The sequence below is a fragment of the Streptomyces sp. NBC_01017 genome (assembly GCF_045162795.1).
GTDB lineage: Bacteria > Actinomycetota > Actinomycetes > Streptomycetales > Streptomycetaceae > Streptomyces > Streptomyces machairae.
Window position 1 is genome coordinate 1,935,537 of record NZ_CP108683.1, and the last position, 14,470, is coordinate 1,950,006.

Below are 14,470 nucleotides of genomic sequence, written 5' to 3' on the forward strand. Positions count from 1 at the left end.
GCCGTCCTGGACACCGAGCGGGCAGGACGGAGCGGCCGCTCCCGGCGTGGTGCTGGAGCGGCCGGCGGTGCGGAGGTGGTCAGCGGCGGCCATGCCCGCCCGGGCCGCCGTCGCCGTTCAACCCGTTGGTCCTGATGCGGTTGTCGCCCCGCTCGATGTCCTCGAGGTTGCGGTCGCGGGTGTCCTTCATCATCCGGACCTGGCTGACCGTGGCGTCGGTGATGCCGACCAGCGCGTCGCGGATGGACATCATCGTTTCCTTGGTGGTCTGCCGCTCCTTCTGCTCCTGCGGCTTGGCCTTCTCGGCGAACTCGCCTTCCGTGCCCGGCCACCTGACCGTGGGCGCCAGCTCGTCGAGGAACTCCTCGGTGATGCTCGTGGCGAGGGTGCCGATCTCCTCCAGCTGCCTCGCCAGCGCCTCGATGCGGTGCGGGTCGACGTAGTACCGCTGCCCCATGGTCAGTCCTCCCCGTCCTCGCCGAGCGCGTCCCGCCAGGCGGGGGTGGCCGCCTGGCCGTCGCGCACCGTGTCCTCGTCGTCCTCGCGCAGTACCTCGGGACCGAAGATCCGCTCCCAGTCCAGCTCGAAGCCCTTCAGTTCCGGCACCTTGCTGCTGGGCTCGGCGAAGGGCGCCATCGCCTTCATCACATGGCGGTTCATCTTCAGGCGGGCCGCGTTCGCCGCCTCCAGGACGCTGGCGGCCAGCTCCTGGGGGGACATGTCGCGGTACTTGTTCTCCAGGAACTCGATCCCGGCCAGTTCACCCTGCGGGCCCACGGTGGCGCGGACCGCGCGGTCGGAGGAGAGCACCGCGAACGACGCCTGCCGCAGTTCGCGTTCGGTGCGCGCGACCGCTTCCTGGGCCGCCTGGAGTTCGGCCATCGCCTTCTCAAGGCGCTTCTCCAGCGGTTCCGTCACGGCCGCTCCTGCCCTTCTGAGTCGCCCACTTCATCAACTGCCCTGCTGATCTTGCCTGGTGAGGCCCTCGCTGCGGAAGCCGGGGCCGGGTGGGATTCGCCTGCGCGCGGTGGCTGTGCCGGGCGACACGGTGCTCACCGCCCGATGACGGCCGGGGTGCCGCCGTCCTCGGTGCCCCACACGTCCGTGTCCTCCTCCAGGTAGTCGGCGGAGCTGGTGACCCTGCGGCCCTGCTCCGTCTCCTCCTCGGGGCTGTCGCCGCCGGTGGTCGCCACCCGGGAGGCCGGCGCCAGGAAGGTGTCGCTGTCCTCCTGGCGGTTCCACGGGCTGCGTCGGCGGCGGTTGCGGCGCTCGCTCTCCTCCGCCGCGTCGACCAGGACGGCGCGCACCCGCTCGCCGTTGCCCTTGTCGCCGCCGGCGCCCATGCCGCCCATGCCGCCGCCCATCGGCATCCCGGGGCTGCCGGGTGTGCCGGGCGCGCCAGGGGTGCCGGCCGCGGCGGCGGGAGCGAGCGGGGTGCCCTCGCTCGCGGCGGCACCGTCGGAGAGAGGCTCGGCACCGAGTCCGCCGGAGCCGCCCGGGGAGAAGGAGTCCGCCCCGGACAGGCCGCCGCCGGACGCGCCTGCGCCCACGCCGCCGCCGAGTCCCAGATCGGAGAGCGACACGTCCCGGCTGCCGGTTCCGTCACCGCCGCCGGTCCCATTGAGGTCGCCGAGGCTGCCGAGGTCGTCGAGTACGCCCGAATCGCCGCGTCCGCCTTGCGAGTTGAGGTCGTGCAGGTTCACCGTCTCGGTGTTGCCCTTGGCGTCGGTGACGGTGGCGATGCCGGTGTCCGGGTCGATGACCTGGGTGCTGCCGTCCGGGAACGTGGTGGTCAGCTTGCCGTCGTCCAGGACGGTGGTGGAGCCGTCCGGGTTGGTCACCTTCGCGCCGTGGGTGAGGTCGGTGGTCGTCGTGGACCCGTCCGCGTCGGTGGTGGTGAGCGTCCCGGTGTCCGGGTCGAAGACGGCCTTGCTGCCGTCCGCGAAGGTGGTGGCGAAGTCGTCGCCCTGAAGTGCGGTGTGCCCGCCCGTCGGGGTCTCCAGGCCGGCCCGGTCGGTGTTGAGGTTCCCGAGGTCGCCCAGGTCGCCGATGGACTCCGTGGGCAGATCGGGGTTGAGGTCGCCCAGGTCACCGAGCCCGTTCTGGCTGTTGAGGTTGCCCAGGCCGCCGAGGTTCTCGGTGGTGGTTCTGCCGTCCGGACCGGTGGTGGTGGTCTGCCCGGTCGTCGGATCGACGGTCTGCGTGGTGCCGTCGGGGAACGTCGTCGTCAGCTTGCCGTCGTCGCCCAGCGAGGTGACCGAGCCGTCCGGATTGGTCACCTCGGCACCGTTGCCCAGGTCGGTGGTGGTCGTCGAGCCGTCCGGGTTCGTGGTGGTGAGCGTCCCGCTGTCCGGGTCGAAGCTGGTACGGCTGCCGTCGGCGAAGTCGGTCGTCAGGTCGCCGCCGCTGGTCAGCTGGGTACTGCCGCCGGTCGGGGTGTCGAGCACGCCGTCGCCGCCGCCGAGGCCGCTGTTGAGGCCGTCGAGGCTGCCCAGGTCGGTCGTGGTGGTCGTGCCGTCCGGGTCGGTCGTGGTGGTCTGCCCGGTCGTCGGATCGACGGTCTGCGTGGTCCCGTCCGGGAAGGTCGTCGTCAGCTTGCCGTCGTCGCCGAGCGACGTGACCGAGCCGTCCGGGTTGGTCACCCGGGTGCCGTCGCCCAGGTCCTGCGTGGTGACGCTGCCGTCCGGATGGGTCGTGGTGAGCGTCCCGCTGTCCGGGTCGAAGCTGGTGCTGCTGCCGTCCGGGAAGTCGGTGGTGAGCTTGCCGTCGTTGAGCTGGGTGCTGCCGCCGGTCGGGGTCTTGAGGGAGCCGACGCCGGTGTTCAGGCCGCCGAGGCTGCCGAGGTTCTCGGTGATCGCGTCGTTGGCGGCGTTGTTCGTCCCGCCCGGTCCGTTGTTCAGGTTCCCGAGGCTGCCCAGATTCGTGGTGACCGGCGGCGGGGTGCTCGTGAGAGCTTCCTGCTCACCACCCGGGTTGTTCACGTCGCCGAGGCTGCCCAGGCTCTCCGTGACCGTGGTCGGGTTCAGCAGTTCGTCGATGTTGCCGAGGTTCTGCTCGGTGACGGCGCCCGGGTCGTTGATGCCGCCGAGGCTCTCCTGCATGGCCTTGGTCTGCTCCTCGGCCTCGCGCTTGGCCTCCTCCTGCTCACGCCGCTGCTCCTCGCGGAGCTCGTCCTGGTACTTCTTGTCCTCTTCGCGCTGCTGGTTCTGCTCCTCGCGCAACTCGTCCTGGTACTTCTTGTCCTCCTCCCGCTGCTGCCGCTGCTCCTCGCGGAGTTCCTCCTGGTACTTCTTGTCCTCCTCGCGCTGCCGCTCCTGCTCCTCGCGCAGCTCGTCCTGGTACTTGCGGTTCTCCTCGTTCTGCCGGTTGATCTCCTCCTGCTGTTCCTCGGCCTTCCTCTCCTCGTACTCCTCCGCGGCCGTGCTGGTCGACTTCGGCTTGGGCACGTTGTCGGAGAAGTCGTCGCCCAGGTCGAGGAAGTGGTTGTTGAGGTTCGACTGCACCTGGGCGGCGGGCTTGCCGAGGAACTCGTCGACGCCCTGGCTCCAGATCTTCACCGCCTTGTCGCCGACCTTCGCCCAGTTCGCGATGTCGGTGAGGTCGCCGTACTCGGGGTGCACCTGGGAGAAGCCGCCCTGCGGGCTGTGGCTGACGGTCGTGGTGTAGCGGGAGGTGTACGACTTGATGTCGGTCTTGGCGACGTTGTTGGCGTCCACCCACTGGGCGAGTTCGTCCAGGACGTAGCGCAGCACCTGGTGCGGGTCGTAGTACGGGGACTTGGCCCAGGCCAGCCACGCCTCCAGCAGCTTGTTGGCGGAGTCCACCAGGTACTTGCGGCCCAGTGACAGGGCGCGCGAGTACACCGTGTTGCCGGTGCCGGTCTCGTCCCCGGAGCCGGGGCTGGAGTCGAAGGTCTCGACGTAACTGTCGTAGTTCTCGCGGATCTTCTTCAGCAGGCTGCGGAAGACCTCCGCGGCCTCGCCCTTCCAGCTGGCGTCGTCCCGCCCGAAGCGGTCCTCCCAGTCCTTCAGCACCACCGCGTGGTCCCGGAAGAACTTGGCCGCGAAGTCGAAGGACTCCCCTGTGGTGTTGAAGGAGTTCAGGTCCACCACGTCGGCACCGGGTACGCCCAGGTTGCTGAACCGGGCGTCCTGGGTGTTGCCGCCCAGCAGTCCGAGGAGTGCCGCCCGCGGCCCGTTCATGTACCGGGCGAGCGGGATGGTGCTCATCTTGTCCTTGTTGTAGTCCGTGAACTCGTTGCCCTCACGGACCTGCGCGTCATGGACGTTGTCCGAACCCGGACCGGCGAAGATGATCTCCTCGCCGTCCTTCACACGGCCCTCGAAGACGATCCGGGCCTGCATGATGGACCGCTTCTTGCCGCTGTCGAAGAACCAGATGTCGTAGTCCTCGCCCTTGTTCGTCAGGAAACCGGAGTCCTTGACGAGCAGGGAGAGGCTGCGCTCCTTGATGTCCATCCGGAAGAGCTTGCCGCCGTGTTCGGAACGGAGCGAGTCGAAGACGGTGTTACGGTCCGGCACCGGATAGCCGGTGATGTGGGTGACCAGAGTGGCCCAGGTGTCGCTCGACGGGTCGCCGGCATTGTCGAACTTGTCGAGGTTGGCGACGGAGTTGGGATCGTAGCGATCGGCCACCGGGCGCCCTTTCTGGTCGGTTGGTCAGGACTCGTCGTCCGGGTCGCCGGTGGTGCCGGCGGTGAGGGTGTCGACCTCGTCGAAGGTCTGGAGCAAGGTCTGCGCGTCGATCGCGTCGAGGTTCTTGTCCTTGGTCTTGTTGGCCTCGTCAATCGTGTCGGTGAGCGCCTCTTTCAGCTCCTTGAAGAGGTCCATTTGGTCACCGAGCAGCTTGTCGATGGCCTCGGCCGCGGTGCGGATGTCCTCGATCAGCTTCGGTCCCGAGACCAGGGGTTCGGTCACCATCCTGCCGATGCGCAGGAGTTGCTTGTCCTGGGCGAGGTTCTCCGGTGTGGTGTGGCCGTCGATGAGGTGGCCGAGGGGGCGGATGTGGGACCCGTCGCCGTCCTCGCGGTGCTTCTTCGCGGCGGTGTACACCGGCTGCACCTCGTTGTCCCGGAAGTTCTCCATCTGCTTGAGGTCGAAATGCTTGACGTCGGCCTTCTCACCGGCCATGGGACGCTCTCCTGCCGCTTGGTGCCGGACGGGGATACGGGAGCCCGGCAAACGCCCCGCGCACGGGCGACGGCCGGGCCGGTGGGCCCGTGTGCCGGGTGGGCACACCGGGTCGGTCCGGAGTTTCCCGCCCGCTCACCGGCGTCCGGCACGTCCGTTTCCGAAATCCTCGGGCGGCGGTTCCGGCCGCGTCGCCGAACCGTCCGTGCGGGACCGGGATACGGGCGGTTCGGCGTCCGACGGTCACGTGTGCCGGCCGCGGGGCCGCCCTGCGGGCGGACGAGGGGGAACTCCGGCCAGGGCCTGTTGCGAAAGTGGTCTCGTCGCCCGGAAGGCGGCCGCGCGGCGTCCGGTGCGTGCTCGCGGCGTGCCGACCGAAAGCCCTCGTACCGGGCGTACTCGGGTTTTCGGGCGGTGCGGCGGGAGCGCGTGCCGGGCGTCGCGCGGCAGAGGCCACTTTCGCAACAGGCCCTAGGCCTTAACGGGCCCGCACGTTCCCCCAGTTGTCGGCGCTCCTGCGCTCGTCGCGGGAGTGGTTGTCGTGGATGGTCTGGATCAGCTCGCCGTTGTCGCCGAGGAGCATGGCCATGTTCTTGGTGGCCTGGTCCCACTCCGCCTGGACCTGGCGGTACGTCTCCTGGTCCGAACCCTCCCAGGAGGTGACGAGCGGCTTCAGCTCGTCCTCCAGGTTGTTGAGGGTCGTGATGATCTGCTGGGTCTGGGCCATCAGTTCCTCGATGGCATTGCGGACCGCGGGGTACTGCACGTCGATGATGCCGTCGGCCATGACGTCTCCTCTCGGACGGCCGGGCGTCGGCGCCCGGGAAGCTCAGGGGGGTCCGGCCTCGCCTTACGCGGGCCGGTGCTGCGGGGACGGGTCAGCGCAGCGCTTCGAAGACGCCCTGGCTGGTCTTGCTGTTGAGGACCTCGGTCAGGTCCTGGTTCTCCTGCGCCAGGCGGTTGGCGGAGGTCACGTTCTCCTGGAGCGCGTCGACCATCTTGCTGATCTGGATGACGACCTTCTGCGCCTCGGCGTTCCAGCTGCGGAAGAGCTTCAGCAGGGCCTGGCCCTCGTCGCCGCCGACACCCGAACGCGCGGCGATCTCACTGACGTTGTTCTGGATCTTCTCGACCTGGCTCCGTGCCGACTCCAGGGAGGAGACACCCCCCAAGCCCTTGGCATAATCCGCTTTCCTCGCGGCACTGTCCGCCATGTCGCGCTCCCTTCGTTCAGGCTTGTCTCGACGCATCGTTGCCCGCTGAGGCTAAAGAGAACTGAGCGTTCCGCGCAACGCGTGCAGGGAAGATTTGAGCATCGGTCAGCTCACCCCAGAATTCTTGCGTGGCACGGGAGTTGTGCGGAGGTTTCGGCGATATGAACACGCGCACCCGACCAGCGGGGCAGCGGATGTGAACCCGTCCACGGGGCGACGCGACGCGGGCAGAAAGCGGGCACGCGAAGTAGGTGAACGGGCATCGGCGAGGACCGTATCCGGCAATGAAAGCGCTTCCGCGGGATTTCAGGGTCGCGGCGGGTCTAAAACTCTGAGCTTTATTTGAGGTTCTCCGCCGCACCCGATCCCCCGATGACTCCGAGAACTTCACACCCTCGGCGCCGAGTTTGGCTGAATACCTCCGTTACCCCCGCCCTTTTCTTTTTCTTCGGCACGGTATGCCTTCCTTGCTGTGATCAGCGCGCCGTGTCCGCCTTGTCCTTCTCGGCATTCGCCTCGCTGCGCTCCGGCCGTCCGGCGGCACCGCACGCAGGTGCCGTGACCTTGGGCTCCGCGGCGCCCGACGCGGCGGCCGGGTCGAGGTCCGCGCCGGTCGGGAGCGCCGCGAGCAGCGGGGCGGGGACCGAGCCGATGTCACCGGTCCCGTAGCCGAGGGCTGCCAGCGAGTTCTTGGCGGAGACCCGGTACTTCACGCCGTTCTCCGCCACCAGATAGGTGGTCCCGGCGTGCGCGGCGCCACTGGCGTGCAGGGCCCTGACCAGGGCGCCGCGTCCGGGCCGTACCACCGTGGCGTCCACCGGGACACAGGCCTGCTTCAGCGGCTCGGCGGTGCCCTGCGGCACCGCGACCGGGGCGAGCCGGGTCAGGGGGACCAGCACCGACCTGATCCGGGCGCCGCCGTCGTCGCCGTCCACCTGCGCACAGAGCGCGGTGCCGCGTGGCGCGGACTGCGGGAGGGGCGGGGCGTCCGGCAGCTCAGCCGATGCGGAGGGGCCCGGGTCCGTGGCCCGGTGCTCGCGCAGCGCGTCCGCGCCGACCGTGCGCACCTCGGGCGACTGCCCCTGGTAGGCGTCCTTCTGGGTGGCCGGGTCGCCCAGCACCAGGGCGGCGCCGAGCCGGGTCAGCGGCACCAGGCCGTCCTTGCGCAGCAGGTGGTAGGTGCTGCCGCCGCCGGGCACGCTGACCTTGAACAGCTGGCCGATCCGGCTGGCTTCGCCGCCGAGTACGGGCCCCTCCGCACCGCGCCCCGGTACCGCGGGCGGCTTCAGGGCGGGGCCGGGGGCCAGCGCGTCGAGGAAGGCCGCCGAGACCGGCATCGGCCGCTCGGAGCCGTAGCCGAGGGCGTTGCGGGCGTCGGAGGCGCGGTCCAGCGGCAGTCTGCTGCCGCGCCACACCAGGTACTCGGTGTCGTCCGGCCCGCGCACCAGCAGCGCGCGGTCTGCGCCGATGCCGCGGGAGTCCAGCGGCGCCCCGGCGACCACGGTGGTGGCGCCCGGCTCGTCCACGCCGGTGTTCGCCACGACTCCGGAGGTGTCGGGCAGCGCCCCGTCGGGCCCGGTGACGCACATGTGCCAGGCGCCGTCGTCGAGTTGGCCGGGCTCGGGCACGGTGTCGGGGGCGCCGGGGATGCCGGCCGGGGCGCCCACGGGGACGTCCCGCAGCGAGGCGGTGCCGACGTCCACGGTCTGCAGGTCGGACCCGCCGATGAGCCGCGCCGAGGCGTAGTTGCGCACGGGGTGCAGTACGCCGTCGGTGCCGGTCCACAGGTAGCGGGCGCCGGTGTCGCGGTTGACCACCAGGTGGTCCCCGTCGCGCCAGGCGTCGTTCCCGCCGGGGCGCAGCAAGCCGTAGACGGTGGCGCCGGCGCCGATCAGGACGGTGACCAGGACGCCGAAGACCACTCCGCGGGTGGTGCGCCCGAGCGGGCTCTCCGGGGCGTCCGGGTCGGCCATCAGCAGGCCCGAACTGAGCCTGCCCATCATGAAACTGTGGGCGTGTACCTGGTCGCGTTTGGACTGCACGGCCTCTCCTCGACTTCGTTCTCTTGCCGGAGTGCGGGTGTGCTCAGCCGAACAGGCCGCGCAGCCAGCCGAAGAGCCCGGCCACCCACAGGCTGAGCGGCAGCAGCGCCACGGCGAAGCCGGTGTGCGCGATCTCCGCTGCCCGGCCCCAGTACGGCAGCATCCGCCGGCCGGGCACCGTCCAGGCGGCGATGACCAGTGCGGCAGCGGCGCCGAGCAGCACCGCGAAGACCACCAGGCGTCCGTCGCCGTCGCTGTGGGCCGCCCAGGCGCGGGCGAGCAGCAGCAGCCCCCAGACGCCGGGTACGGCCAGGGTCAGCCGCTGGCCGATGTGCACCAGGCCGCGGGAGTGCAGGAGCAGCAGCAGGCTCAGTGTGACCGCGGTCAACACCTCGGGCAGGTCCGGCTGTTGGGCGATGACGACGAGGGCGGCCGCGGCGACGACGCCGGTGGCGGCGAAGAGCGCGGTGACCCAGCGCCCGGCCAGCTCGGTGCGTTCGGCGACCTCGTCGCCCGCGTAGGGCTCGATGCCCTCCTGGAGCTGGCTGGCGGAGGAGGGCAGGGACGGCATCCGCATCCCGGCCAGCTTGAAGGCGAACGGTGCGACCGTCCCGGCCGCCAGAGCGACCACCGCGGCCACCAGCGCCACGGCGGCGGGCACGTCCAGGCCCGAGTACCCGATCAGGGCCCCGGCGATCGCGGTGGCCACCGAGACGACCGCGGTGGCCAGCAGGGCCGGGGCGCCGACCGCGGTGGCGGCCAGCGCGAGGACCGCGCCGCCCGCGCCCGCGGCGCCCGCGGCGAGCAGCCGCGCGCCCACGACCCGCGCCGCGTCCGGGCCGGTCAGCTCGCCGCCGGGCAGCACCCAGCCGGCCAGTGCCAGGCAGGGCGCGACCAGCAGGCCGAGTGCGGTCGCGGAGAGGCGCTCGCCGACGGCGCGGCTGGCGGTGCCCGCGCCCGCGAGCAGCAGCACCCCCGCGACGGCGGCGCAGGCGGCCCTGACCGAGCCGGAGCCGGTCACCCCTGGCCAGAACACCAGCACCAGGGCGGCCACCACGGTCGCCACCGTGGTGCCCACCAGCAGTCCGCGGGCCGCCTCGGGGTGCCAGGTGTGCAGCCTGCGGCCCGCGGTGTCGGCTATGCCGTCCACCAGGTCGTCGAGCCTCGCCTCGGGCAACACCTCGGTGTGCGGGCGCAGATAGAGCACGTCCCCGTCGGCGAGGCCGGCGCGCGCGAGGGTGGTCTCCTCGTCGAGCGGGGCGTCACCGAGCCGCTGCAGCACCCAGCCTGCGTGGTCGAGTCCGGCCTCCTCGGCCTCCTCACCGACGTAACGCAGCAGCGTCGGCAGCAGATCGGCGACCGGCACGTCGGCGGGCACGGCCAGATCGACGGAGACGCTCGGCGCACGTACGGTCAGGCGGCACAGTTCGGCCACCGCACTGTCGGTCATCAGCTGAACTCTCGTCTTCCGTGGGGGGCTTTGACAGAAGGACTTCCTCGGGAGAGGGCCGTGCGCAGAGTACGTAAGGCCCGCGCGGCCGGGAACCGGGCTGCCGGACAAGGGAATTGTGTCCGTGCGCCCGGAAACCACCTCTCCCACGTGGACAGGTCGCGTTACGTGAATGCAGACTACTGCCTGCGCCCGCCGGATCGTGCTGCGGACCGGACTCCCTGTCCGGTATGCAGTTGAGTGCGGGGGGAGTTGACCGTCCCCCGCTTTCAGCTCACAACATTCATCCGGCGTTCACCGCGCCGCCCGGGACCCGCAGAATGGGTGCGGTGCGGTCTTTCCCGCTACCGGGTGTGCCGGTATTCGGCGCGGGCCGGAAAGCCAGTGAAACCGGAGGTTTCGTTCCTTGAGTGTGGTGCTGTTTCGCCGGCCGGCCCGCAGGCGCGGACCCGAGATGCCCGACGGCCAATTGACCCTCCAGGAGCCGCCGGTTCTCGCCGAGACGGTGCCGGACACCTCGGCGATATGGACCTATTTGCCGATGGCGCTGATGTCGGTGTCGATGATGCTGATGTTCCTGCGCCCGGGCGGTGGCAACGGCGTCTTCATGTATCTGGCGATGGGCGTCATGGCGCTTTCCGCCGGTGCGATGCTGCTGGGGCAGCTGATGCGCCGCTCCAGCGAGCGCAAGCAGCGCCTGAAGGGCGAACGCCGCGACTACCTCCGCTATCTGGCGCAGATGCGCAAGCGGGTCCGGGGCACCATCACGGAGCAACAGCGGGCGCTCGCCTGGCGCCACCCGGATCCCGCCTCGCTGCGTTCGCTGGCCCGCACCTCACGGCTGTGGGAACGCCGCCCGGCCGACGAGGACTTCGGCGAGGTCCGGCTCGCGATCGGCGAACAGCAGCTCGCCCTCACCCTCAACCCGGTCTCCACCCGCCCGGTGGAGGACCTCGAACCGCTCTGCGCGCACGCCCTGCGCCGCTTCATCCGCGCCTACTCCACCATCCCCGAGCAGCCCCTCGGGCTCTACCTGCGCTCCTCCGCGCGGGTCATGCTGCGCCCCGAGGAGTCACCCGGCGAGGACGCGACCGAGCCGGGCGCGGCGTCGTACGGGGAGGGCGGCGCGAGCCGGGCCGAGGGCGCCGATCCGGGCGCCGACGCGGTACGTGCCCTGGTGCGTGCCATGCTCGGCCAGCTCGCGGTGTTCCACGCGCCCGAGGAGCTGTGGCTCGCGGTGTGCGTCAGTGACGAGCGGCGGCCCGACTGGGAGTGGGTCAAGTGGCTGCCGCACGCGCTGCACCCGCACGAGGAGGACGGCGCCGGCCAGGTCCGCCGGATCACCGCCGACCTCACCGAGCTGGACGATCTGCTCGGCGCCGAGTTCGCCGAACGTCCCGGCTTCGACCCGGATGCCCGCCCCGGCCGCGACGAGCCCTACACGGTCGTCGTCCTGGACGGCGTCACCGTCCCCGAGGGGCACCGCTGGGAGGGCCACGGCTACCGCAACGCCATGGTCCTGGACGTCTCCGGGGCGCTGCGCTGGCGGCCCGGCCGCAACACGCTGCGGCTGACCGTCGGACCGGACCAGGTGAACCTGGTGCGTACCGACCGCAGCCGCAAGGAGCGTTCCGTCGCGCTCGGCCGCCCGGACCGGCTCGGCCCGCTCGGCGCCGAGTCGCTGGCCCGGCTGCTGACCGCCCGCCGGATGAGCCTGGGCACGGACATCGCGCAGCCGCTGGACGCCGACGTCGAGCTGACGACCCTGCTCGGCATCCCCGATCTGCACCGGCACGACCCGAAGGTCCTCTTCGACCGGCACACCGGCTCCGCCCGGCTGCGGGTGCCGATCGCCGTCGGCGTGGACGGCCGTCCGGTGGACCTCGACATCAAGGAGTCCGCGCAAGGGGGCATGGGCCCGCACGGCATGCTGATCGGTGCCACCGGCTCCGGCAAGAGCGAACTGCTGCGCACCCTCGTCCTCGGTCTCGCGCTGACCAACTCCTCAGAGACCCTCAACTTCGTGCTGGTCGACTTCAAGGGCGGCGCGACCTTCCTCGGCCTGGAGGAACTCCCGCACACCTCCGCCGTCATCACCAACCTCGCCGACGAAGTCGCCCTGGTGGAACGTATGCAGGACGCCCTGCACGGCGAACTCATCCGCCGCCAGGAGCTGTTGCGCGCCGCCGGCAACTACACCTCCGCCCTGGAGTACGAGCGGGCCCGCGCCGCCGGGACGGACCTCACCCCGCTGCCCAGCCTGTTCGTGGTGGTCGACGAGTTCAGTGAACTGCTGTCCGCGCACCGGGAGTTCATGGACCTGTTCGTGATGATCGGCCGCCTCGGCCGCTCCCTCGGGGTGCATCTGCTGCTGGCCTCGCAGCGCCTGGACGAGGGCCGCATGCACCAGCTGGAGAGCCATCTGTCGTACCGCATCGGTCTGCGCACCTTCTCCGCCATGGAGAGCCGCGGCGTGCTCGGCGTGCCGGACGCCTACGAGTTGCCGGCCCAGCCCGGCAGCGGCTATCTGAAGTCCGGCGTGGAGGCCCTGACCCGGTTCCGCGCCGCCTACTCCTCGGGTACGTACCGGCGCCGCACCGGCGCCGTGGTGCAGGCCCGGGTGGCCAGCCAGGTCGTGCCGTGGACCAGCGGCTGGGTGGTGCCGCGCACGCTGGAGCCGACATCCGAGCCGGAGCCGGAGATCGAGGAGACCGGCGACGAGGAGACCCTGCTGGACGTGGCCCTCGACCGGCTGCGCGGCGCGGGACCCGCCGCCCATCAGGTGTGGCTGCCGCCGCTGGACGAGCCCTCCCCGCTGGACGTCCTGCTGCCCGGCATCGCCCCCGACCCCGAGCGCGGCCTCACCGCCACCGGCTGGGCCGGGACCGGCAAGCTGCGGGTGCCGGTGGGCCTGGTGGACAAGCCCTTCGACCAGCGCCGCGATCCGCTGGTCGTGGATCTGGCCGGGGCCGGCGGCCATGTCGCCATCGCGGGCGGCTCCCAGAGCGGCAAGTCGACCCTGGCCCGTACGCTGATCGCGGCCCTCGCCCTCACGCACACCCCCGCCGAGATCCAGTTCTACTGCCTGGACTTCGGCGGTGGCGGTCTCTCCCAGCTCGCCTCGCTCCCGCACGTCGGCGGGGTCGCGGCGCGGCTCAACCCGGAGCGGGTGCACCGGGCCGTCGCCGAGGTGATGACGCTGCTCGCCCGCCGCGAGCAGTTCTTCGTGGACCACACCCTCGACTCCATGCAGTCCTACCGTCGTCGCCGGGCCGCCGGGGAGTTCCCCGACGAGCCGTTCGGCGACGTGTTCATGGTGGTCGACGGCTGGTCGACGGTCCGTCAGGATTACGACGACCTGGTCCCGAAGTTCAACGAACTCGCCGCCCGTGGCCTGAACTACGGCATCCACCTGCTCATCACCACCACCCGCTGGGTCGAGCTGTCCGCCCAGGTCCGCGATCAGTCCGCCACCCGGCTGGAGTTGCGGATGGGTGATCCCATGGACTCCGAGATCGACACCCGCAAGGCCCGCTCGGTGCCGCGCAGCGGCGGTCGCGGCATCACCGCCGACAGCAAGATGCACTTTCTGGCCGGCCTGCCCCGACTGGACGGCAGCGGCTCCCTCGAGGACCTGGGCGAGGGCGTGGCCCACCTGGTGGGCGAGGTCGCCAAGCACTGGTCGGGCCCGGCCGCACCGCCGGTGCGGATGCTGCCGCACCGGTTGCCGCTCGCCGAACTCCCCGCGCCGCAGCCCACCGAGGGCGGCGGCCTGCGCCTCCCGCTCGGCATCGACCAGGACGCCCTGGAGCCGGTGTGGCACGACTTCAGCCGCACCCCGCACCTGATCGTGGTCGGCGACACGGAGAGCGGCAAGACCAACCTGCTGCGCCGTATCACCGAGGGCATCACCGCCCGGTACACCCCGAGCGAGGCGAAGATCATCGCGGTGGACTACCGCCGCACTCTGGTGGACGCCATCCCGCAGGAGTACCGCATCGGGCACGTGATCTCCCTGGACAACCTGAAGGAGACCGTCGACGGCGCGGCCCGCGCGCTGAAGACCCGCGTCCCCGGCGCGGACATCGCCCCTGCCCGGATGCGTCAGTGCGACTGGTGGACCGGGCCGCGGCTGTTCATCCTGGTCGACGACTACGACATGGTCTCCGGCAACTCCTTCCAGAGCCCCTTCGAGCCGCTCTTCGAGCATCTGACCCTCGGCTTCGAGATGGGCCTGCACCTGGTCGTCGCCCGCAGCGCCATGGGCGCCGGCCGCGGCCTCAGCGACGGCCTGATCCGCCGCATGGACGAGGCGAACAACCCCGCCGTCCTCCTCTCCTGCCCGCCCACCGAGGGCCGCCTCTTCGGCAACGCGAAGCCCCTCAACCTCCCGCCGGGCCGAGCCCTGCACATCGCCCGCCGCAAGGCACGGTTGATGCAGACGGCGCTGGTGGAGGAGGGTCGGGGGCAGGAAAGCTGACGGCATGTGAGGCACGCAGTGGGGGCCACCTGAGGTGGCCCCCACTGTCGTTGGGAGCGGTTGCACCAGTCCGGCCCCGGGCCTACCGGCCCCCTCAGCCCACCGTCCCTACGGCACCCCGGCACCCTCCGGCC

The 14,470-nt window shown here is 71.2% G+C and carries 9 protein-coding genes; 1 reads left to right on the forward strand and 8 read right to left on the reverse strand.

Translation table 11 applies throughout. The annotated features are described in order from the left end of the window. Window positions 1–79: 79 nt before the first annotated feature. The 8 genes from OG331_RS09030 to eccD all read right to left on the reverse strand — a co-directional run bounded on the left by OG331_RS09030 (window position 80) and on the right by eccD (window position 9,856). Window positions 80–457: a hypothetical protein gene (locus OG331_RS09030; RefSeq protein WP_362385821.1), complete on the reverse strand. Its 378-nt coding sequence runs from the start codon at window positions 455–457 to the stop codon at window positions 80–82. 2 nt (window positions 458–459) lie between these two features. Then, entirely contained in the window at window positions 460–918 is a 459-nt protein-coding gene (locus OG331_RS09035; RefSeq protein ID WP_406193766.1) for a YbaB/EbfC family nucleoid-associated protein, read from the reverse strand. 134 nt (window positions 919–1,052) lie between these two features. Beyond that, complete coding sequence (locus OG331_RS09040) at window positions 1,053–4,655, reverse strand: AAWKG family protein (RefSeq protein WP_406193768.1); 3,603 nt, start codon at window positions 4,653–4,655, stop codon at window positions 1,053–1,055. A 24-nt stretch (window positions 4,656–4,679) separates the two neighbouring features. Further along, a complete protein-coding gene (locus OG331_RS09045; protein ID WP_406193770.1) occupies window positions 4,680–5,150 on the reverse strand; it encodes a type VII secretion system-associated protein in 471 nt (156 codons plus the stop codon). Window positions 5,151–5,628: 478 nt separating this feature from the next. Beyond that, a complete protein-coding gene (locus tag OG331_RS09050) occupies window positions 5,629–5,937 on the reverse strand; it encodes a WXG100 family type VII secretion target (RefSeq protein WP_328420337.1) in 309 nt (102 codons plus the stop codon). Window positions 5,938–6,028: 91 nt separating this feature from the next. Continuing rightward, window positions 6,029–6,364, reverse strand: a complete 336-nt coding sequence (locus OG331_RS09055) for a hypothetical protein (protein WP_406193772.1) — start codon at window positions 6,362–6,364, stop codon at window positions 6,029–6,031. Window positions 6,365–6,840: 476 nt separating this feature from the next. Next, window positions 6,841–8,406 carry a type VII secretion protein EccB gene (gene eccB / locus OG331_RS09060; protein WP_406193774.1) on the reverse strand — a complete coding sequence of 522 codons (1,566 nt, stop codon included), beginning with the start codon at window positions 8,404–8,406 and terminating at the stop codon, window positions 6,841–6,843. A 43-nt stretch (window positions 8,407–8,449) separates the two neighbouring features. Then, window positions 8,450–9,856 (reverse strand): type VII secretion integral membrane protein EccD, encoded by a 1,407-nt coding sequence (gene eccD, locus OG331_RS09065; protein WP_406193776.1) that lies wholly within the window; start codon window positions 9,854–9,856, stop codon window positions 8,450–8,452. A gap of 454 nt (window positions 9,857–10,310) precedes the next feature. Between eccD and eccCa the strand changes: the two genes are divergently transcribed. Beyond that, a complete protein-coding gene (gene eccCa / locus OG331_RS09070; RefSeq protein ID WP_406193778.1) occupies window positions 10,311–14,336 on the forward strand; it encodes a type VII secretion protein EccCa in 4,026 nt (1,341 codons plus the stop codon). Window positions 14,337–14,470: the final 134 nt, after the last annotated feature.